This window comes from Streptomyces sp. NPDC058401 (assembly GCF_042722885.1).
Classification (GTDB): Bacteria; Actinomycetota; Actinomycetes; order Streptomycetales; family Streptomycetaceae; genus Streptomyces.
The window spans coordinates 14,324-35,976 of record NZ_JBHXKA010000044.1; the positions used below are offsets into that span (position 1 = coordinate 14,324).

Genomic DNA, 21,653 nt, shown 5'->3' on the forward strand with positions numbered 1-21,653 from the left:
CCCCGTCACGCCTTGCGCAGGCGGTCGATGACGCCGTTGATGTCGTCCTGCAGCAGATTCCGGCGGACCCCGTGGCCGCCCTCCACCTCATGCTGCTCGTACGGGATGCCCGCGCGGTCGAGGTTCCACTTGAACTCCCGCTGGGTGGCGAGCACCAGGGTCTCGTTGGCGTAACCCTGGATGTCCTGGGGGCTGGTGCCGGCGACCAGGAAGACCCGCTTGTTCCGGTAGCTCTCGATGCGCTCGCACGGGTTGTCCGCGCTGACCCGGGCCTGGTCCCAGAAGGGCACGCCGTAGATGCTGCCGCCGTTCAGTTCCACGGCGGCGGAGGAGGCGTTGGCCCAGTGGGTCACCAGGTCACCGTTGCCCCCGCGCAGGTTGGCCGGGCCGGAGTGGGCGCTGACCGAGGCGAAGTGGCCGTAGTACTTGGCCGCGTACTTCAGGGCGCCGAAGCCGCCCATGGAGAACCCGGAGACGGCGCGGCCGTCGTACTCGGCGTACGTGCGGAAGTTCGCGTCGATCCACGGGATCAGCTGCCCGATGTGGAAGTGCTCCCAGTTCCGGGCGCCGATGTTGGAGCTCAGCGCGTTGGAGTACCAGCCGGCGCGCCCGCCGTCGGGCATCACGACGATGAGGTCCTTCCAGGCCGTCAGACCCCGGATGTCGTGGAACCGGTCGAAGGTGATGAAGTCCTCCAGGCCACCGTGGAGCAGGTAGAGGACGGGGTAGCGGCGCCCGCTGGTGTGGTAGCCGTCGGGGAGCAGCACGTTGACGGCCGGGGTCCAGCCGCCGATGGCGGAGGTCTGGAACCGGTAGTACCACATCCGGTGATCCTGCTCGTTGCGCTCCGTGATGCGCAGGTCGGGGCCGTCGCCGACCGCCGAGGCCGCCGACGCCGACGCGAGAACACCGCCGGCTCCCAGGGCCACCGCGGCGGCGAGCCCGCCGGCGGACTTGAGGATGCTCCTGCGGGTGGGGTCCTGCGTGGTCAAGGTGGCCTCCTGTGGGCGAGCTGGCTGGGGATCCGGCTGCCGCCCCAGCGGCACCGGCGGTTTGGAAGCTAGCGATCCCCGCCCGGGAGGAGTACCCGGAACCTTACGGACTGACAGAACCGGCTCACGTCCTCTAGGGGCCTGTGTGCTGCCGGTGATTCCGTGCGATGCCGGTAATTCCGTGTGCTGCCGTGTGATGCCGTGTGATGCCGTGCCCGCAACTCGCCGATGGCCACCGAGGTTGCCCGCACGGGAAGTACGGGCCTGACGGACAAAGCGTCGCGAGCCTTAGCGGGAGGGGCCGCGGGTGACCATCCGTAATTCTCCGGATCCCCGGGCCGTGTCCCTCTCGGTAGCTTTCAGCGCCATCAGACGGTGACCCGGCGAAACCGCGGAGGGTCCCCCTTCTCCCGTAAGTGCCTCGTACCGCTACCGACCAGGAGCCCGTTGTGAGCGCACATCATCCCTCCCGCAGAGCGCTTCTCAGAACCGCCGGTGGACTTTCGGCTGCGATATCCCTCGCCGGCGCGAACGTCCTCGCGACGGGATCCGCGGCCAGTGCCGTCGGAAACGACACCGGCCTCCGCTCCGCCCAGCGCGTCCAGTCGGACGTGGACGGCCCGATCACCCGCGACGAGATCCTTCTCCGTGCCCAGCACTGGGTGGATCTGAACGTCTACTACAACCAGGACGACTCCCACCCGGACCTGGACGGCAGGCACTACCGCACCGACTGCTCGGGCTTCGTCTCCATGGCACTGCACTTGTCCTGGTCCCCCAGTACGGTCACCCTGCACGAGGTCCTCGACCCGATCGCCTGGGAGGATCTGAAGCCCGGTGACGCCGTCGGCACTCTCGGGCCGGGAACCGGCGGCGACGCGGGACATGTCGTGCTCTTCGCCGGCTGGGCCAACCACGAGCACACGCGCTTCTTCACCATGGAGGAGATGGGTGGGGCGGGGTCCGTCAGATACGAGAGGCCGATCAACTACACCACGAGCGGCGGCCAGTTCACCGCCAAGCCGTACCGCTACAAGAGAGTTGCCGAGGCTCCGTCCCATCACGCCGTCAGCCCGGCCGAGACGGGCCGTGTGGTGTCGGCACGGTCGGCCGACGGCCGGCTGGAGACCTTCGCGGCCGGAGCTGACGGGGTGTACCACGCCTGGCAGACCGAGGCGAACGGCGGCTGGTCGGCCTGGCGGCCGCTCGGCGGTCCGCGCAACGCGCAGATGGCGATCGCGCCCAACGCCGACGGGCGGCTGGAGCTGCTGGCGATCAACGGCGATGTGGCCGAGCACATCTATCAGACCGGCCCGTCCAGGGACTGGTCCGGTTGGCAGAGTTTCGGCACCGGTGGTCGGTACATCGCCGCCGGAGCGAATGCCGACGGCCGTATCGAGGTCTTCGCTTCCGGCCCGAAGGGCGTCTACCACCGATACCAGACCGCGCCGAACTCCGGCTGGTCGGGCTGGGAGTTCACCGGTGGCGGCCCCGCCGACGCCCGTCTGGAAATGGAGAGGTCCCCCGAGGGGCGCCTTGAGGTATTCGCTCTCAACGGCACGGTCTTCGAGCACCAGTACCAGCTGGCCCCCAACGGTGGTTGGTCCGCATGGGAACATTTCGGAGGGGGCGGCCACGACCTGACGGTGGACCACAATGCCGACGGGCGCCTTGAGGTCTTCGCCTCCGGACCGGAGGCCGTTTTCCACCGATATCAGGAAAGCCCGACCTCCTGGTCGGGCTGGGTGAAAACCGGTGGCCCGGGCAACTCGAAACTCACCAGCGAGCGCACCGCCGACGGCCGGGTGGAGGTCTTCGCGATCAGCAGTGACATCGCCGTCCACGCCTGGCAGACCGGGATCAACGCCCCCTTCCATGACTGGGTCACCATCGGCACCGGCGGCACGGACATCACCGCCGCCACCAACGCCGACGGCCGCATCGAGGTCTTCGGGACCAGCCACGCGGGCGTCTATCACACCTGGCAGACCGGCTTCTCCGACTGGGCCCAGTGGGCGTGGCTCAACGGCCCCGGCCCCTCGATCAACTGACAGGGGTGGCCGGCGGGGGGGCCGGGGCATCTCCTGGAGCTCCGGCCCGCTGTCACTCCGGATGGTTCCGGGTGCCCAGCCTCCTCCCTCGGCTGATCCAGCCGCTCGGCCTGGCCCACACCGGCTTCCCCGCCCCCACGGACCGCGCCGTGCCGAGCCCGGCGATCCACGGCTACCGGGGTACCCGGATCGGCTCGTTCTCCTTCTGGCTGGACGGGACGACCTTCGAGCTCGGGGAGCCCGGCTCGGGGAACGGCTACGGCCTCGGGATGCTGAAGTTCGCCCTGCCCTGCGGCGGCACGGCCTGGGGACATGACGGAGCCGTCCCCGGCTACTACTCGCAGACGCTCGTGACCGAGGACGGGCGGCACGCCTCCGTCATGACCAACGCGCATCTCGTCACGAACATCCCGGGCGCGCAGATGTACAAGACCCTGACCAGCGCGCCCTGTGCGAGACGCCGTCCTGCCCCTGCCCCTGCCCCTGCCCCTGCCCCCGACCCCGACCCGCCACACGACCAGCCTCACAGAACAGAACGGAGAACCACTGTGCGACGATCCCTGCTCACCGGCGCGGCCGGCTTCCGCGCCGCGATACGGGCCACCGCGCTGACCGCCGCCGCCGTGGCGACGGTCGCGGCGACCGCCCTCACCGGCTCCGCGGCCCCCGCCGCGGGCGCCGGTGCCCCCACGATCCCGGCCTTCTCCGACGGGCAGGGTCTGACCCAGGTCGCCGGAGCCGCCGAGGTGCGCTCCGAGACCGACTTCACCCTCACCGTCACCACCCCGCAGCTCTCGGGCCGGCACAAGGTACGCGTCTTCCTGCCGAGCGGCTACTACGCCGAGCCGGGCAAGCGCTGGCCGGTGACGTACTTCCTGCACGGCGGTGGCGGCAACGTGAACGACGCCGCCGCGGCCCCGGCCCTGCGGGACGACCGGATGATCACCGTCGTACCGGACGGAGGCCTGAAGGGCTGGTACGCGAACTGGCACATGCAGAACACCGGCGAGGGCGCCGCCAACTGGGAGACCTTCCACCTCCTGCAGGTGGTCCCCTTCATCGACGCCAACCTGCGGACCCTGCCCGACCGCGGCCACCGCGCGGTCGTCGGCCTGTCCATGGGCGGCTTCGGGGCCCTGCACTACGCCCAGGCCCGCCCCGACCTGTTCGGGCGCGTCGCCTCCCTGTCCGGGGGCATCGACTTCGGCCTGTGGGAGGTCCGTGCCGCGGTGCTGGCCACGGAGCTCAACCTGACCGGCGCCTGGTGCGCCTCCACCACCTCGGGTACCGGCGACTGCACCGGCTACGGACCGGTGGTGGACAGCGACGCCATCTTCGGCTCGCCGTACGCGATCTTCAACGACCGGATCTGGAACGAGGTCAACCCCGCCTCGCTCGCCAATCTGGGCAAGCTCGCCCACACCGGGGTCACCCTCTACACCGGAAACCAGGGTCTGATCGACGGCAAGACGGCGGTCGCCTCCACCAACGTCGCGAACCGCCTGAACCAACTTGGCATCCCGAACCGCTTCGTCAACTACGGCAACGGCTCCGCCCTGTCACCCGCTTGCAAGGGCGACCACACCTACGCCTGCTGGGCCCCGGCCCTCGCCGACTACGTCCCCCGCCTCGCGAACGAGTTCGCCCAGGCCGGCTGAAGCACCGAACGGCGGTCCCCGGCCCGGGGGCCGTTTTGCGGCGGGTGGCCCGGGCAGACGCCCGGACATGCTGGAGAACGCCGATTCAAAGACGGAGACCGTCACCACCCGAGTGCCGGCGCGGCTGGACCGTCTGCCCTGGTCCCGGTGGCACTGGATGATCGTGACCGGGCTGGGCACGGTCTGGATCCTGGACGGGCTGGAAGTCACCGTCGTCGGAAGCATCGCGAGCCGGATCTCCGAGGAGGGCAGCGGGCTCTCGATCACCGATGCCCAGGTCACCGGTATCGCGGCCGCCCTCTACGTGGCCGGCGCCTGCGCGGGCGCGCTCGTGTTCGGCCGCCTCACCGACCTGTACGGGCGCAAGAAGCTGTTCCTGATCACGCTCGGCGTGTACTTGGGGGCGACCGCGCTGACGGCCGTGTCCTTCTCCGCCTGGTGGTTCTTCCTCTTCCGCTTCCTCACCGGCTTCGGCATCGGCGGCGAGTACGCGGCCATCAACTCGGCGATCGACGAACTGATCCCGAGCCGCTACCGCGGCAGGGTGGACCTGATCATCAACGGCAGCTTCTGGATCGGCGCCGTCGCCGGGGCCCTCCTGTCGGTCGTGGCCCTGAACACGGAGATCTTCCCGGAACAGGTGGGCTGGCGGCTGACGTTCGCCCTGGGAGTCGTGCTCGGCCTGGTCATCCTGCTGGTGCGGCGCCACGTCCCCGAAAGTCCCCGCTGGATGATGATCCACGGCCGGGCCGAAGAGGCGGAGGCCCTGGTCGCGGACGTGGAACGGCAGGTGCAAGCGGAGAGGGGCCGGGAACTGCCCGAGCCGGAGCAGGCCATCACCGTCACCCAGCGCCACAGCATCGGCTTCGGCGAGATCGCGAGGACGGTCTTCCGGTCCTATCCTCGCCGCGCGGTACTCGGCCTGTCCCTCTTCGTCGGCCAGGCCTTCCTGTACAACGCGATCACCTTCGGCTTCGGCTCCATCCTCGTCACCTTCTTCCACGTTTCCAGCGGGGTGACCGGCTACTACTTCGCCGTCGTCGCCTTCTTGAACTTCCTCGGCCCACTGCTGCTGGGGCGCCTGTTCGACACGGTCGGACGACGACCGATGATCTCGGGCACGTACATCCTGTCGGGTCTGCTGCTCTTCGCCACCGCATGGCTCTTCGGGGCCGGCCGTCTCGATGCCGTGACCATGACCGCCTGCTGGTGTGCCGTGCTCTTCTTCGCTTCGGCCGGGGCCAGCTCCGCCTATCTGACCGTCAGTGAGATCTTCCCCATGGAGACCCGTGCGATGGCGATCGCCTTCTTCTACGCGATCGGCACGGCGGCGGGCGGCATCTCGGGCCCGCTGCTCTTCGCACACCTGACCTCCAGCGGGGTGGTGTCCGACGCGGTGCTGGCCTTCTGCATCGGCGCCGCGCTGATGGTGGCCGCCGGAATCGTGGCCGTGTTCTACGCGGTCGCGGCCGAGGGCAGGTCCCTGGAGTCGATCGCCACCCCGCTCTCCGCCCGTTCCTCCACCGAAGCGAAGAGCGGATGAGCGCGACGAGCGGTACCGGCCAGGACACCGAGACCCGCAAGACCGTGTGGGTCGCCCTCGCCGCCAACCTCGTCATCAGCGTGGCCAAGGCGATCGGTGGGATCGTCGCGGCCTCCCCCGCGCTGCTGTCGGAGGCGGCCCACTCGATCGCGGACAGCCTCAACGAGGTCTTCCTGCTGGCCTCCCTCAAGCGCAGCAGACGCCCCGCGGACGCGCGCCACCCCTTCGGCTACGGCATGGAACGGTTCTTCTGGTCCCTCCTCGCCGCCGTAGGCATCTTCGTGACCGGCGGTTGCTTCTCGGTCTTCCAGGGAATCGAGGCCTTCCGCTCCGGCGGCAACGAGACCCGCCACGGCTACGTCATCGGCCTGGCCGTCCTCGTACTCTCCCTGGCCGCCGAGGGAGCCTCGCTCGTACGGGCCGTGCTCCAGGTACGCCGCGCCGCCCGGCAGGGGGGTCGCTCCATGGCCGCGGAGATCAAGGCCGGCCACGATCCGGCCCTGCGGACCGTGCTAGCCGAGGACACCACTGCCTGCGTCGGCGTGCTCCTGGCGATCGCCGGCATCGCCCTGCACATGGCGACCGGGGAGATCGCGTACGAGGCCTGCGCCTCCATCCTCATCGGGATCCTGCTCGTCTACGTCGCCTACACCCTCGGGCGGGCGGCCCGCACGCAACTCGTCGGCGAGGCGGCCGATCCCGCCGTCCAGCGGCAGGTGCGCGCGTTCCTGCAGGAGCAGCCCGAGATCGACACGGTCACCGCCCTGCTCACCATGCGCATGGCACCCGACTCGGTCATGGCGGCCGCCCGCATCGACCTGACGCCGGGCTACGACAGCGAGACCGTGGAGGACGCGATGGTACGGATCCGGAGCGAGGTGCGCGGCCGCTGGCCCGAGCTGGAGCAGGTGTTCCTCGACGTCACGGATGCCGCGGCCACCCGCCGGGGCGCCGCGGCCGACGGACACCCCGGCCCGGCGGCGGGGGCGCGCGATGGTTCCGAGGGCGCCGGCGCGGGGTAGCCGCCGGGAGACGGCACCAGCCCCTCTGCCTCCACCGGCACAGCCGGAGGCTCCCGGATTGGCGCCCGGTCTTCAGGGCAGGAGCGCGGCGTGCTGAAGACACTTCTCGTGACCCTGCTCGGCGCGATGGCGACGGGGGCCCTGGTCGCCACCTTCCTCGTCTCGCCGTGGTGGTCGGCCGTCGCCGTCCCCCTGCTCCTCCTCGCACTGCTCGCCGTGCACGACCTCGTGCAGCGCCGGCATGCCGTCCTGCGCAACTATCCGCTGCTCGGGCACCTCCGCTTCGCTCTGGAGGCGGTCCGCCCGGAGATCCAGCAGTACTTCATCGAGCGGGATTTCGACGGCCGCCCCTTCGACCGCGCCACGCGCAGCATCGTCTACGAGCGGGCCAAGGGCACCGACGCGGAGGAACCCTTCGGCACCGAACTCGACCTGTACCGGGCCGGCAGCGAGTACCTCGTACCGTCGATGGCCCCGCGGCCCGTACGTGAAGATCCGCCGCGGGTGCGGATAGGCGGGCCGGACTGCACCCGGCCCTACGACATGGCCCTGCTCAACGTGTCGGCGATGAGCTTCGGTTCGCTCTCCGCCAATGCCCTGCTCGCCCTGAACACGGGAGCGCGCCTGGGCGGCTTCGCCCACGACACGGGTGAGGGCGGACTGTCCGAGTACCACCTGCGACCGGGCGGGGACCTCGTGTGGGAGATCGGCACCGGATACTTCGGGTGCCGCACGGACGACGGCGGCTTCGACGCACGGCAGTTCGCCGAGAAGGCCGCCTACGAACAGGTCAAGTGCGTGTCGCTGAAGATCAGCCAAGGCGCCAAGCCCGGCATCGGCGGCGTCCTGCCGGGGGCCAAGGTGACCGAGGAGATCGCCCGGGTGCGCGGGGTCCCGCAGGGGGAGACCGTCATCTCGCCGCCCTTCCACCGGGTGTACTCCACACCGCGCGAGCTCGTGCGCTTCCTGGCCCGGATCCGCGAGCTGGCCGACGGCAAACCCGTCGGCTTCAAGCTGTGCGTCGGCTCGCGCCGGGAGTTCCTCGCCGTGTGCAAGGCCATGGTCGAGGAGGACACCACGCCGGACTTCATCATCGTCGACGGCGCGGAGGGCGGCACGGGGGCAGCGCCGCTGGAGTTCGCGGACACCGTGGGCCTGCCGCTCGGCGAGGGGCTGATGACCGTGCACAACGCACTCGTCGGCGCCGGATTGCGCGACCGCATCCGGATCGGGGCCGGCGGCAAGATCGCGACCGGCAGCGACCTCGTCAAACGCCTGCTGCAGGGCGCCGACTACGCCAATGCCGCCCGGGCCATGATGTTCGCGGTCGGATGCATCCAGGCCCAGCGCTGCCACACGAACACGTGCCCCGTCGGGGTCGCCACCCAGGACGAGCGGCGTGCCCGCGCCGTCGACGTCGGTGACAAATCGGAGCGGGTCAGGCGCTACCAGCAGGCCACGGTCAAGAGCGCCCTCCAGATCATGGCCGCGATGGGCGTCGACGACCCGAGCGGACTGCGACCCCACTTGCTGCTCCAGCGGGTGGACCCGCACACCGTCCGCTCCTACGCCGACCTCCACACGTGGCTCACCCCCGGACAGCTGCTCGCATCACCACCCGCCGACTGGGCATCCGACTGGCAGGCAGCCGACCCGGACCACTTCGCTCCCCGGAGCTCCGAGTCCGCACACCCCACTGCCCCCTGAACCCATCGAAGCCGGCGCCCGCACCGAGGGAGCCGCCCCGTCCGGAAGGGCACTCCTGTGGCACGCACCGTCGCACACGTCATCGTCGACGCATTCAAGGAACTGGGGGTCAAGCAGGTCTTCGGAGTCGTCGGAGACGCCCTGAACCCCCTGACAGACGCGATCCGCACCACGGACGGCCTGGACTGGATCGGCTGCCGGCACGAGGAGGTCGCGGCCTTCGCCGCCGGGGCCCAATCGCAGCTCTCCGGCACCATCGGGGTGTGCATGGGCACGGTGGGTCCGGGCTCCGTGCACCTCCTCAACGGGCTCTACGACGCTGCCAAGAGCGGGACCCCGGTGCTCGCGATCTGCGGCCAGGTCCCGCTCGCCGAGATCGGCAGCGACTACTTCCAGGAAGTCGACAACGACCTCCTCTTCCGCGACGTGGCCGTCTACCGGGCCACCGTGACCTCGCCGGACCAGATGCCCCGCATGCTGGAGTCCGCGGTGCGCGCGGCCGTGACCCGGGGCGGAGTGGCCGTCCTGACCGTCCCCGGAGACCTCGGCGACCAGGAGCTGAGCGAGGACCGTCCCACTCGCTTCGCCCTCGACCGTCCCGTGACCCGGCCCGACGACCCGGCCCTCGCCGCGGCCGCCGAACTCCTCAACTCCGCCCCCCGCGTCACCCTGCTGGTCGGCCTCGGTGCCCGCGACGCCCGCGCCGAGGTCCTCCGTACCGCCGATCTCCTCGCCGCACCCATGGTGCTCACCCTCAAGGCCAAGGAGGGATTCGAGGACGACAACACCTTCCAGGTGGGCCAGACCGGCTTGATCGGCAACCCGGCCGCCGCCCACGCGCTCGACCACGGCGACGCCCTCCTCATGCTGGGCACCGACTTCCCCTACCGCGAGTGGTACCCGAAGGACTGCAAGGTCGTCCAGGTCGACACCCGCGGGGAACATCTGGGGCGACGGGTCCCCGTCGACGTCGGTCTCGTGGGCGATGTCGGAGCCACGCTGCGCGCCCTGCTTCCGCTCCTGAAGCCGGCCCCCGACCGCACGCACCTGGACGACGCCCGGGAACGGTTCGCCCACTGGACCGAGGGACAGCAGCGGCTCGCCGACCCGGCTCACGAGCACCGGTGGACCGGCAGGCTGAGGGCCGCGCTCGACAACCGCGACCACGAGATCCGCCCCGAGGCGCTGGCCGCCGCCGTCGATGCGTACGCGAGCCAGGACGCCGTGTTCACCTCCGACACCGGCATGGCCACCGTCTGGCTCTCCCGCTTCGTCACCATGCGCGGCACGCGGCGAATGATCGGCTCGTACAACCTCGGCTCGATGGCCAATGCCATGCCGCAGGCCCTCGGAGCCCAGCTGTGGGCACCCGACCGCCAGATCGTCGCCTTCTGCGGAGACGGCAGCCTGAGCATGCTGCTGGGAGACCTCATGACGATCAAGACCTACCGGCTGCCGGTGAAGCTCGTCGTCTTCGACAATCGGCGCCTGGGCATGGTCAAGCTCGAACAAGAACAGGCCGGTCTGCCCGAGTTCGGTACGGAGCTCGACAACCCGGACTTCGCGGCGGTCGCCACGGCCCTGGGCATCACCGGTCTCCGTGTCACCGATCCGGCCGATCTCCACGACGCGGTGCGCCGGGCCTTCGACACCCCCGGGCCGGTTCTGCTGGACGTCCTGACCAACCCCGAAGAAGTGGCCGTACCGGCCAAACCGACGATGAGCCAGGGTGTGGGGTTCGCCCTCGCCAAGATCAAGGAAGCGCGGCCGCGGCGGCGGAGGTGAAGATCTCGCCGGCCGCCGCGAGCGCACGCTTGAGCACCCGACGCCCGGGTACACGCGCGGCATGCACGGACAACACGCGCTTCCTGCAAGCCCTTTGTTCCGTACGGCCCGGCAGGCCGAGGTGCCCCCGGCCGGTGCGGGTCGGCACTCACGCGGAGGAGGGATCCTCCGCCGGCTGCGCCGCAGACTCCTCGCCTATCGGCACATCGAGCTGGTGTCCTCGCAGGTTCCGGACTCCGTCGGTGCCAGTGAGGAGGTCCTGCTCCTCGTGCACGTGCGCAAGGTCGTCGGCGAAGTCCAGTACCGGATGTGCCGTACCTGCGCAGAGGCCGTGATCACCGGTGTCGACATGGACGCGCGCTTCCGCGGTACGGGCTTGGACACCAGGGCCCTGGCCCATTTGCGAGCGCGGCATCCGGGACTCGCCTGGCACAGCACCCTGAATCTGCGCGGCACGCGTGACCTGTTGCGCCGCTCGCGCGTCGTCAGCGGCTTCGGCCTGTGCGCTCACGTGGGGCGCTGGGGTGCGCGAGCCGTGCAGGCGGCCCCGTGATCGCTCCGTGTCCGGGCACGGCCGGTGATCGTCTCCGTGGCCAAAGGCCCTGCAGAAACTGCAGAACCTGCAGAACCCTGCCGTCACGGTGACTGGGAGCGGGTGGGCAGGGCAGGCGGTGGATATGAACGAATCCGTTGCGAACGTGTCCAGCAGCTACTACGTCACCGTCCGGGGAGAGCGCTTCACCTGCGGCGAGGTGACCGGTCTGGGTCCCCAGGGAGACCTCGGCCTGCCCGGGCAGGTGCTCACGCTCACCCTCGACGACTGCGTCCTCACCGATGTGCCCGCGGCGCGGGAGTGGGCCCTGCCCACGGAGGCTCCCGCCGAGCCGTTCAACGTCAAGATCGAGGAGATGAGGGAAGGCTCGGCGGCCCCGCACACCACGTGGTACCTCACTGACGCCAGGCCGGACTCGATCACCGACCACAGCACGACGGCGACCAGTCACGAAACGCGGATCGGCCGGCTCACCGTGCACGCCGCGAAGATCTCTCCGGACATGCCTTAGCCGTCCCATCCGGCCGGTAGGAGCGGGGATGGCCCCCGCCACCTCCAAGGGCCCGGTCGGCCGGGCCGGCCGGACGGTGTGGCCGGGGGCGATGCAGGGCAGGAGTTCGGGTCATGTGGTGCTCGGGCACATCCGTCGTAGCCCGATTTTGATGCCGGGCCACATATACCGCTGACCTGGGGACTTCTACGTTGTGGCCACACCCGACGTCCCGCAGACCCCTGGAAGTGGTGCACATGGCCTCCCTCGCAGCCGCCCCGAAGGCTTCGTCCGGCATCAGACGGATCGTCGCCGCCAGTCTCATCGGGACCACCATCGAGTGGTACGACAACTCATCCGGTCAGAGCTACCACCTGCGACTTCCCCGCGAACAGGCCGCCTGAACCAGCACCGAACCAGCACCGGAATCGGAGTCGCCTGTTCCACCGTCACCCTCGCTCGTCACCACCGGTCGTACGGTGAGCGCTTGGACGCAAAACACCGGCCGGCGCTCCCTCGCGCACAGAAGATCGCAGGGGCAGCCGCCGGCCGGTAGACGGGAAGCGGTCACATGCGCGGGTGACCTTCTCCACGTGCTCTGTGCTGCGGTGATGGCCGTGGGTAACCGTTCAGGATGCGCGGCGGTGGAGGGCGCGAGCTCGGTGCGCAGGATCGTCGTTCTGGGCACCGGGCCCCCTGGCCCGGCTTCTCCGTGAACGGCTGGAGTTCCGTCTACAGGGTGCGCGCGTCCTCCGACGTGCCACGCCGCAGCGAGAGGAACCCGGGCAAGCCAGTCAGCTGGAGTCCGCACCATGAGGTCAGTCAGACCAGGGCAACGATTCACGCCCTCGCTCGTGAATGGGCGCCGCCGGGCCTTGGGGATCGGGTGCCATGCTGCTGGAGGCGCTGCGGCGGGCGATATGGAAAGCCGCCTTCGACGCGCCCGTTTCCTTCGATCCGGGGGCGGATCCGGCCGCAAACCTTTCCCCGAAAGAGATACGGGCGCACACAGAGGGTGAGATCGGGCCCCTTCGGCGGTGACCCGCCCCACAGGATCCAGGTCGCATACGAACCGGAATAGTAGTCCTTAAGCGGCCCCTACCCAGCCCCTCACACCGCCTGCCGCCTGCCGCCTGCCCAGATGCCGACTCGACCGGTGGGAGCGTCGGCGCCACCCGCGTTCCCCGGTCGCGGCCGTACGCGCCACCCCTCCTCCGAGGGCATCCGATATGCCCCGATCCACCCCGTACCCACCTCGGAGTGACGGGGAGTGACTCCCGTCACTTCCAGTGACGGATGGGACATGGCTTCCATGGACCGGGGCAAGCGGGAACGAGCAACACCGCTGCGGGTAAGCCGCGGTGCCGAAATCGGAGGTACACCGAGTCGTGTCCGAGCAGACGACCATCCACATCGCAGGGACCTGGCGTTCCGCGGTATCAGGAGCCACCCGAGAGGTCCTCGACCCGGCGGACGCCACGGTCCTCGCCGTCGTCGCCGAGGGCGGCATCGCGGACACCGACGCGGCCGTCAGTGCCGCCCGCGCGGCCTTCGACGGCGGGGAGTGGCCCCAGACCCCCGTCCTGGAGCGGGCCGCACTGCTGCGCCGCACCGCCGACCTGCTCCACCGCGACCGCGAAAGCATCGGGCTGCTGGAGAGCCGCGACGCGGGCAAGACCCTGGAAGAGGGCCGCGTGGACGTGGCCTGCGTTGCCGACGCCTTCCGCTACTTCGCCGACCTCGTCGCCGGAGAGAGCGCGGGCCGCGTGATCGACGCCGGCACCCCGGAGGTCCACAGCGTCGTCGTCCACGAGCCCGTCGGGGTGTGCGCCCTGATCACCCCGTGGAACTACCCGCTCCTCCAGGCTTCCTGGAAGATCGCCCCTGCCCTCGCCGCGGGCAACACCTTCGTGCTCAAGCCCAGCGAGATCACCCCGCTGTCCACGGTGGCCCTCATCGGCCTGCTGGCGGAGGCCGGACTGCCGGCCGGCGTCGCGAACCTGGTCACCGGACCCGGCGACCCCGTCGGCGCGCGCCTCGCCGCCCACCCCGACGTCGACCTCGTGTCCTTCACCGGCGGTCTCACCAGCGGTACGAAGGTGATGCGCGCGGCCGCCGACTCCGTCAAGAAGGTCGCCCTCGAACTCGGCGGCAAGAACCCCAACGTCGTCTTCGCCGACGCCTGCGCCACCGAGGAAGGCTTCGATACCGCCGTCGACCAGGCCCTCAACGCCGCCTTCATGCACAGCGGCCAGGTCTGCTCCGCAGGCTCCCGGCTCATCGTCGAGGAGAGCGTCGCCGAGCGCTTCGTCGCCGAACTCGCCCACCGGGCCGACCGGATCCGCCTCGGCCGCGGCACCGACCCGGCCGTGGAGTGCGGACCGCTGGTGTCCGCCGCCCAGCGCGAACGCACCGAGGAGTACGTGGCCTCCGCCCTCGCCGAGGGAGCCGTCCTCCGCTCCGGCGGCGAACGCCCCGACGGGCCCGGCTACTTCTACCGGCCGACCGTGCTGGACCGCTGCCACCGCGGGATGCGCGTCGTACGGGAGGAGGTCTTCGGGCCGGTCCTGACCGTCGAGACCTTCCGTACCGAGGCCGAAGCCGTCGCGCTCGCCAACGACACCGAATACGGCCTCGCCGGCGCGGTGTGGACCTCCGACCCGGGCCGCGGCCGCCGTGTGGCCGGCCGGCTGCGCCACGGCACCGTCTGGATCAACGACTTCCACCCCTACCTCCCGCAGGCGGAGTGGGGCGGCTTCGGCAAGTCCGGCATCGGACGCGAACTGGGCCCTTCGGGACTGGCCGAGTACCGCGAGGCCAAGCACGTATACCAGAACCTCGCCCCGCGCCCCGTGCGCTGGTTCGCGGGCTGAAGGAGGAGCAGAGCATGACCACCCCCACGCACAGCCCCACCCACACCCCCACGGAGCAGGAGTACGACTACGTCGTCGTCGGCGGCGGCACCGCCGGCTCGGTGATCGCCTCCCGCCTGACCGAGGACCCGGACGTCACCGTCGCCGTCATCGAGGGCGGCCCCAGTGACGTCGACCGTCCCGAGGTGCTCACCCTGCGCCGCTGGATGGGTCTGCTCGGCGGCGAGCTCGACTACGACTACCCCACCACGGAGCAGCCCCGCGGCAACTCGCACATCCGCCACAGCCGCGCCCGAGTCCTCGGCGGCTGCTCCTCGCACAACACCCTGATCGCCTTCAAGCCGCTCCCGTCCGACTGGGACGAGTGGGCGGAGTCCGGAGCCGAGGGCTGGCACGCGGCCGCCATGGACCCGTACTTCGACCGACTCCTCAACAACATCGTCCCGGTGGACGAGAAGGACCGCAACGCCATCGCGCGCGACTTCGTCGACTCCGCGCAGAGCGCCCTGGGCGTCCCGCGCGTCGAGGGCTTCAACCGAAAGCCCTTCCACGAGGGCGCCGGCTTCTTCGACCTCGCCTACCACCCCGAGGACAACAAGCGCTCCTCCGCGTCGGTGGCCTACCTCCACCCCGTCATGGACGAACGCCCCAACCTCCGGATCCTCCTGGAGACCTGGGCCCACCGCCTGGAACTCGACGGCACCCGTGCGCGCGGAGTCCGCGTACGCGCCTCGGACGGCACGGAATCCCTGGTCACCGCCCGCCGCGAGGTGCTGGTGTGCGCAGGCGCCGTGGACACCCCGCGGCTGCTGCTGCACTCGGGCATCGGCCCGCGCGCGGACCTGGAAGCCCTCGGCATCCCGCCGGTGCACGACCTGCCCGGGGTCGGGGAGAACCTGCTCGACCACCCCGAGTCGGTGATCGTCTGGGAGACCGACGGCCCGATACCGGAGAACTCCGCGATGGACAGCGATGCGGGGCTGTTCGTCCGGCGCGATCCCGACTCCGTGGGGCCCGACCTGATGTTCCACTTCTACCAGGTCCCCTTCACCGACAACCCTGAGCGCATCGGCTACGAACGCCCCGCCCACGGCGTGTCGATGACCCCCAACATCCCCAAACCCCGCAGTCGCGGCCGCCTCTACCTGACCAGCGCGGACCCCGAGGTGAAACCAGCCCTGGACTTCCGCTACTTCACGGACGAGGGCGACTACGACGGCCGGACCCTGGTGGACGGCATCAAGCTCGCGCGGCAGATCGCCGCGACCCAGCCCCTGGCCGGCTGGCTCAAGCGAGAGGTGTGCCCCGGCCCGGAGATCACCGGCGACGAGGAGCTGAGCGCCTACGCCCGCTCCGTGGCGCACACCGTCTACCACCCGGCCGGCACCTGCCGGATGGGCGCCGACGACGACCCCGGGGCCGTCGTGGGCCCGGACCTGAAGATCCGCGGGCTCGAAGGCATCCGCATCGCGGACGCCTCCGTCTTCCCGACGATGCCCGCGGTCAACCCGATGATCGGAGTGCTCATGGTCGGCGAAAAGGCAGCCGAACTGCTTGCCCGGGAAGGCGGTACCCGATGAACACCACCACCCCCGCCGCGCCCGTCACCGGCCCGGCCGAGTCCCCGGTCTTCTCCGTGGACGGCCTCTGGAAGGTCTTCGGGCCCGACAAGGCCGCCGCGAAGGTACCCGGCTCCGCCGACGCCGACCTGTCCGCCACCGAACTGCGCGAGCGCACCGGCTGCACAGCGGCCGTCCGCGACGTCACCTTCGACGTCCGCAAGGGCGAGGTCTTCGTCGTGATGGGCCTGTCCGGCTCCGGCAAGTCCACCCTCGTACGCTGCCTCACCCGGCTCATCGAGCCCACCGCCGGAAGCCTGTCCATCGACGGCGAGGACGTCCTCGCCATGGACGCCACTCAGCTGCGCGCCCTGCGCCGCCACCGCACGGCCATGGTCTTCCAGCACTTCGGCCTGCTCCCGCACCGCACCGTCCTCGACAACGTGGCGTACGGACTGGAGATCCAGGGCGTCGGACGCGGTGACCGCCGGCACAAGGCCGCCGAACTCGTCGCCAAGGTCGGTCTCGAAGGACTGGAGGACCGGCGCCCCGGCCAGCTCTCGGGCGGCCAGCAGCAGCGCGTCGGTCTCGCCCGCGCCCTCGCCGCCGACCCCGAAGTGCTCCTGTTCGACGAGCCGTTCAGCGCACTGGACCCCCTCATCCGCCGCGAAATGCAGGAGGAGGTCGCCCGGCTCCACCACGAAGAGGGCCGCACCATGGTCTTCATCACCCACGACCTCGCCGAGGCCCTGCGCCTGGGCGACCGGATCGCGCTGATGCGCGACGGCCGCATCGTGCAGCTCGGCACGCCCGAGGAGATCGTCGGCTCGCCCGCCGACGAGTACGTACGGGACTTCGTCCGCGACGTCCCCCGAGAACAGGTGCTCACCGTCCGCACCGCGATGCGCCCCGCCACTGCCGACGAGGCCGAACAGGGACCCGCGCTCCACCCCGCCACCACCGTGGTCGAGGCCATCCAGGCCGTAGCCCGCACTGGTGGCTCGGCCCGCGTCGTCGACCGCGGCCGCTGCCTGGGCGTCGTGGACGACGCGGGGCTGCTCGCCGTCGTGGCCGGGCTCCCGGCCACCACCGGACGGGGGGTGGCGGCATGACCTGCCCGGTCCGTCCCGTGGCCCCCGTCCCCGATGCCCGGAGGTGGTGCGCGTGACCGCGACCCCGATCCACACCCCGCCCGACACCCGCACCGCCGCCCCTTCGGAAGCCCCGCAGTCCTCCGAACGGCCCGCCGGCCCGCGTCCCTCCGGCACCGAGCCCGCTCCGCAGGACCGCCCCCGAGGCCCCTTGGCCACCCTCGCCGCGCGCCGCGGGGTCCTCCTCCCGATGGGCCTCGCCGTCGCCCTGCTGATCCCGCTCGCCGTGGCCTTCCCGGGCGCCGGCAGCTGGCCCGCGGCCCTGGCCGTCGACCTGTCCGGCCCGCTCGGCCGCGCCGGCGACTGGATCATCGACCACCGCGACAGCCACCCGCTGTTCCTCTATTTCTTCGGCCACGTCAGCAACGCCGTCGTGGTGTCCGTCCGCGCCGTGTACGTTCTCCTGCTCGCCGCCGGCTGGACCGGGGTCACCGCCCTGGCCGCCCTGGTCGCCTGGCGCCTCGCCGGCATCCGGCTCGCCCTGACCTGCGCCGCCGCTTTCGCCGCCTGCGGACTGCTCGGCATGTGGGTGCCGACCATGCAGACCCTCGCGCTGATGGTCGTCGCCGTCGCCGCCTCCGTCGTACTCGGCGCCCTGCTGGGCCTCGCCGCGGGGCTCTCCCCGCGCGCCGACCGCGTCCTGCGCCCCGTACTCGACACCATGCAGATCCTGCCCGCCTTCGCGTACCTGCTGCCGATGGTGCTGGTCTTCGGCATCGGCGTGCCCGCCGCCGTCCTCGCCACCGTGGTCTACGCCGCCCCGCCCATGGCCCGGCTCACCGCCCTCGGCCTGCGCGACGCCGACCCGGGCGTCCTGGAAGCCGCGGCCTCGCTCGGCGCCACCGGACGCCAACGCCTGCTGACCGCCCGGCTCCCGCTCGCGCGCCTGCAGCTCCTGCTCGGCGTCAACCAGGCCATCATGACGGGCCTGTCCATGGCCGTCATCGCCTCCGTGATCGGCGCGGGCGGCCTCGGCGACCGCGTCTACCAGGCCCTCGCCTCCGTGGACGTCGGCGCCGCCCTGGCCGCCGGCATCCCGATCGTGCTGCTCGCCGTGGTGCTGGACCGCACCGCCGACGCCGCGGGCCGCCGGATCGGCGCCGCTCCCGTGCGCGCCCGCGAACAGCACCTGCTCCGCCGGGTGTTCTCCGGCTGGTACGGCCGCCTGCTCACCCTCCTCGCGGCGGTTGCCGCCGCCGTCGCCGGCCGCATCGCCGGCAGCTCCCTGTGGCCCGAGTCCTGGACCGTGTCCCTGGCCGATCCGGTGAACTCGGCCGTCGCCTGGATGACCGACCACCTCTACTCCGGCGTACCCGTGGTCGGCGGCACCGCCGACTGGGCCGCGCACTTCACAGGCTGGATCCTCGACCCGCTGCGCGGCGGGCTCCAGGCCGCTCCCTGGTGGCTGCTCCTGCTGGCGGCCTGCGCGCTCGCCCTGCTCGCGGGCACCTGGCGCACCGCGCTCACCGCGGTACTCGCCCTGGGCGCCGTCGGCGTGCTCGGCGTGTGGGAAGCCTCCCTGGACACGCTCGCGCAGGTCCTGGCCGCCGTGGCGGTCACGCTCGCACTGGGCTTCGCGATCGCCGTGGGAGCCGCCCGCAGCGCCCGCGCCGAACGACTGCTGCGGCCCGTCCTCGACGTGTGCCAGACCCTGCCGCAGTTCGTCTACCTCATCCCCGTGGTCGCGCTGTTCGGCGTCGGCCGCGCACCGGCCGCCGCGGCCGCCGTGGTGTACGCGCTCCCGGCCGTCGTCCGGATCACCGTCCAGGGCCTGCGCGAGGTGGACGCGACCGTCGTGGAATCCGCCCGCTCGCTCGGAGCCACCCGCTCACAGCTACTGCGGCAGGTCCAACTGCCACTGGCCCGGCCCGCGTTGCTGCTGGCCGTCAACCAGGCCGTGGTACTGGTCCTCGCCGTCGTCATCATCGGCGGCCTGGTCGGCGGCGGCGCGCTCGGCTACGACGTCGTCCTCGGCCTCGCGCAGGGCGACCTGGCCACCGGCCTGGTGGCCGGCGCCGCGATCGTCTGCCTCGGCCTGCTCCTCGACCGCCTCACCCAGCCCGTCAAGGAGGCCTGACATGCGCGACGCACACCACCGGGGCCTCGGCCTCGACCGCCGGCGCGCCGCGGCCGTACTCGCCGCCGCGACCGGACTCGCCGTCCTCACCGGCTGCGGGGCCGCCGACATGACCCGCCAGTCCTCCCCGTACGCCGCCGCACAGGGCGCGAAGACCATCACCCTCTCCGTCCAGTCGTGGGTCGGCGCCCAGGCGAACACCGCCGTCGCCTCCTACCTCCTCGAACACGAGCTGGGCTACCGGGTGGACACCGTCCAGGTCGACGAGGTCCCCGCCTGGGACGCCCTCAGCCAGGGTCGCGTCGACGCGATCCTGGAGGACTGGGGCCACCCCGAGCAGGAGAAGCGGTACGTAAAGGACAAGCAGACCATCACCCCCGGCGGCGACCTGGGCGTCACGGGGCACATCGGCTGGTTCGTCCCCACGTACTTCGCCGAGGCCCATCCCGACGTCACCGACTGGAAGAACCTCGACAAGTACGCCGACCAGCTGCGCACCCCCGAGAGCCGAGGCAAGGGCCAGCTGATGGACGGCTCCCCGTCCTACATCACGAACGACAAGGCACTGGTGAAGAACCTGGGCCTGGACTTCGAAGTGGTATTCGCCGGCTCCGAGGCGGCCCAGATCACCCAGATCAAGCAGTTCGCCAAGGAGCACAAGCCCTTCCTGACGTACTGGTACGAGCCGCAGTGGCTCTTCGAGCGTGTCCCGATGACCGAGGTGAAGCTCCCCGAGTACACCGAGGGCTGCGCGGACGATCCGCAGAAGGTGGCCTGCGCCTACCCGGACACGCCGCTGCAGAAGTACCTGAACACGCGCTTCGCGGAGTCGGACGGAAAGGCGGCCGACTTCCTGAAGAGATTCCACTGGACCAAGGAGCAGCAGAACGAGGTGTCCTTGATGATCGCCGAAGAGAAGCTGTCGCCGCAGCAGGCGGCGAAGAAGTGGGTGGAGCGCAACGAGAACGTGTGGAAGCCCTGGGTGGAGTGACCGACCCCGCGCCCGCCCCGCCCAACGGGAGGGGAAGGGCGCGGCGTCGCCCGCCGGCCGGCGTCGTGGTTCGGCGACTTCGCTCTGGATGCCGGCCCCACGGACAGCCAGTCCAAGAGCGCAGGGGCGGCGCCGGTGCGGTGCGCGGCCAGGCCGCGGTTGGTGCCGTCTTCCGCCGACAGCGGCCACCGGGCCGCGCGATCCCACCGCTCTCAAGGCCCATGGACACCGTGTAACACGCTCGGGCCCACTCATACGCGTCCGGCCCCGATGGCCCGTACGCGGAGGTTGCCGCACCCCGTAGATTCGAATCATGGTTCACGTACTCGGCAGCAGAGTCCTCCTGCGCCCCACGGATCCGGAACGTTCCCGCGTCTTCTACGGCGGGGCGCTGGGCCTCGCCGTCTACCGCGAGTTCGGGACCGGACCGGATCGCGGCACGGTCTACTTCCTCGGCGGCGGATTCCTGGAGGTCTCGGGCCGCTCCGAGGAGCCACCGGAGCCGGGCCTGCGGTTGTGGCTGCAGGTCGCCCATGTCCGCGCCGCGCACCAGGAGCTGGTGGCGGCGGGGGTTCGGGTACTGAGGCCGCCTGTGAAGGAGCCGTGGGGGCTGATCGAGATGTGGATCGCCGACCCGGACGGCGTGCGGATCGCGGTCGTCGAGGTACCGCAGGACCACCCGTTGCGGTACCGCCCCTGAGCGGACGCGGCCCCTTCGGTGAACTCTCGGGGTACCGCGTCCGAGGGCGGCGCGTTCAGTGCGCGGACAGCGCGTCGACCATCTGCGACATCGGGTCGCTGCCGTCCCTCGGGTAGGAGTTGCCGAGGCTCAGCATGCCACCCGCCCCACCCCCTGACGTCCGCCGCTGAGAGCCGGGTGCAGGACCGCGCGAGTTTCGTGCTCAACACCGCGTAACCAGCACCGAACCAGCACGGGGCGGGTCGCGAGGGGTGCTGACGTGGGGTTTCAGGTCAGCACCAAACCAGCACGGGGGCCAGTACCGCCTCCCCAAAACAGGTGTGCCTCTGCAATTCCGACAGGGCTTCGCGACCCCCTTCCGGAGGGGTTGCGGGGCAGGGGGTCGGGTCATATGGTGCGCGAGCACATCACTCGTGGCCCGATTGTGATGGCGGGCCACATATGCGGGTGACCTGCGGACTTCTACGTTGTGGCCACACCCGACGTCCCCGCAGACACCTG

Annotated in this window: 16 protein-coding genes; 15 read left to right on the forward strand and 1 reads right to left on the reverse strand. The window is 71.0% G+C overall.

All coding sequences use genetic code 11. The features are described 5' to 3' along the window. Nucleotides 1-5: 5 nt before the first annotated feature. Complete coding sequence (locus tag ACFWNV_RS18280) at nucleotides 6-992, reverse strand: alpha/beta hydrolase (RefSeq protein ID WP_383947633.1); 987 nt, start codon at nucleotides 990-992, stop codon at nucleotides 6-8. Between the two features lie 449 nt (nucleotides 993-1,441). Here ACFWNV_RS18280 and ACFWNV_RS18285 point away from each other — a divergent pair, with 449 nt between their 5' ends. The 15 genes from ACFWNV_RS18285 to ACFWNV_RS18355 all read left to right on the forward strand — a co-directional run bounded on the left by ACFWNV_RS18285 (nucleotide 1,442) and on the right by ACFWNV_RS18355 (nucleotide 21,152). Then, nucleotides 1,442-3,043 carry a hypothetical protein gene (locus ACFWNV_RS18285; protein WP_383947636.1) on the forward strand — a complete coding sequence of 534 codons (1,602 nt, stop codon included), beginning with the start codon at nucleotides 1,442-1,444 and terminating at the stop codon, nucleotides 3,041-3,043. A gap of 71 nt (nucleotides 3,044-3,114) precedes the next feature. Then, on the forward strand, nucleotides 3,115-4,701 hold the full coding sequence (locus tag ACFWNV_RS18290; protein WP_383947639.1) for an alpha/beta fold hydrolase: 1,587 nt from the start codon (nucleotides 3,115-3,117) through the stop codon (nucleotides 4,699-4,701). Between the two features lie 67 nt (nucleotides 4,702-4,768). Then, on the forward strand, nucleotides 4,769-6,244 hold the full coding sequence (locus ACFWNV_RS18295; protein WP_383947642.1) for an MFS transporter: 1,476 nt from the start codon (nucleotides 4,769-4,771) through the stop codon (nucleotides 6,242-6,244). After that, nucleotides 6,241-7,266, forward strand: a complete 1,026-nt coding sequence (locus ACFWNV_RS18300; RefSeq protein WP_383947645.1) for a cation diffusion facilitator family transporter — start codon at nucleotides 6,241-6,243, stop codon at nucleotides 7,264-7,266. The genes ACFWNV_RS18295 and ACFWNV_RS18300 overlap by 4 nt, the downstream gene beginning before the upstream one ends. 126 nt (nucleotides 7,267-7,392) lie before the next feature. Further along, nucleotides 7,393-8,973, forward strand: a complete 1,581-nt coding sequence (locus ACFWNV_RS18305) for an FMN-binding glutamate synthase family protein (RefSeq protein WP_383947722.1) — start codon at nucleotides 7,393-7,395, stop codon at nucleotides 8,971-8,973. Between the two features lie 57 nt (nucleotides 8,974-9,030). After that, nucleotides 9,031-10,758: a thiamine pyrophosphate-dependent enzyme gene (locus ACFWNV_RS18310; protein WP_383947648.1), complete on the forward strand. Its 1,728-nt coding sequence runs from the start codon at nucleotides 9,031-9,033 to the stop codon at nucleotides 10,756-10,758. A 214-nt stretch (nucleotides 10,759-10,972) separates the two neighbouring features. Next, on the forward strand, nucleotides 10,973-11,311 hold the full coding sequence (locus ACFWNV_RS18315) for a hypothetical protein (protein WP_383947650.1): 339 nt from the start codon (nucleotides 10,973-10,975) through the stop codon (nucleotides 11,309-11,311). Nucleotides 11,312-11,435: 124 nt separating this feature from the next. After that, nucleotides 11,436-11,822 (forward strand): hypothetical protein, encoded by a 387-nt coding sequence (locus ACFWNV_RS18320; RefSeq protein ID WP_383947653.1) that lies wholly within the window; start codon nucleotides 11,436-11,438, stop codon nucleotides 11,820-11,822. Between the two features lie 236 nt (nucleotides 11,823-12,058). Further along, entirely contained in the window at nucleotides 12,059-12,205 is a 147-nt protein-coding gene (locus ACFWNV_RS18325; protein ID WP_383947728.1) for a hypothetical protein, read from the forward strand. 984 nt (nucleotides 12,206-13,189) lie between these two features. Continuing rightward, nucleotides 13,190-14,674, forward strand: coding sequence for an aldehyde dehydrogenase family protein (locus ACFWNV_RS18330; protein WP_383947656.1), 1,485 nt, complete (start codon nucleotides 13,190-13,192; stop codon nucleotides 14,672-14,674). A 14-nt stretch (nucleotides 14,675-14,688) separates the two neighbouring features. Then, a complete protein-coding gene (locus ACFWNV_RS18335; protein WP_383947659.1) occupies nucleotides 14,689-16,254 on the forward strand; it encodes a GMC family oxidoreductase in 1,566 nt (521 codons plus the stop codon). Continuing rightward, on the forward strand, nucleotides 16,251-17,345 hold the full coding sequence (locus ACFWNV_RS18340) for a glycine betaine/L-proline ABC transporter ATP-binding protein (RefSeq protein ID WP_383947662.1): 1,095 nt from the start codon (nucleotides 16,251-16,253) through the stop codon (nucleotides 17,343-17,345). Before ACFWNV_RS18335 ends, ACFWNV_RS18340 begins: the two co-directional genes overlap by 4 nt. 229 nt (nucleotides 17,346-17,574) lie before the next feature. Continuing rightward, nucleotides 17,575-19,461 (forward strand): ABC transporter permease subunit, encoded by a 1,887-nt coding sequence (locus tag ACFWNV_RS18345; RefSeq protein WP_383947725.1) that lies wholly within the window; start codon nucleotides 17,575-17,577, stop codon nucleotides 19,459-19,461. Between the two features lies 1 nt (nucleotide 19,462). After that, a complete protein-coding gene (locus tag ACFWNV_RS18350) occupies nucleotides 19,463-20,452 on the forward strand; it encodes an ABC transporter substrate-binding protein (RefSeq protein ID WP_383947665.1) in 990 nt (329 codons plus the stop codon). Between the two features lie 313 nt (nucleotides 20,453-20,765). After that, nucleotides 20,766-21,152, forward strand: coding sequence for a VOC family protein (locus ACFWNV_RS18355; protein WP_383947667.1), 387 nt, complete (start codon nucleotides 20,766-20,768; stop codon nucleotides 21,150-21,152). Nucleotides 21,153-21,653 lie beyond the last annotated feature (501 nt).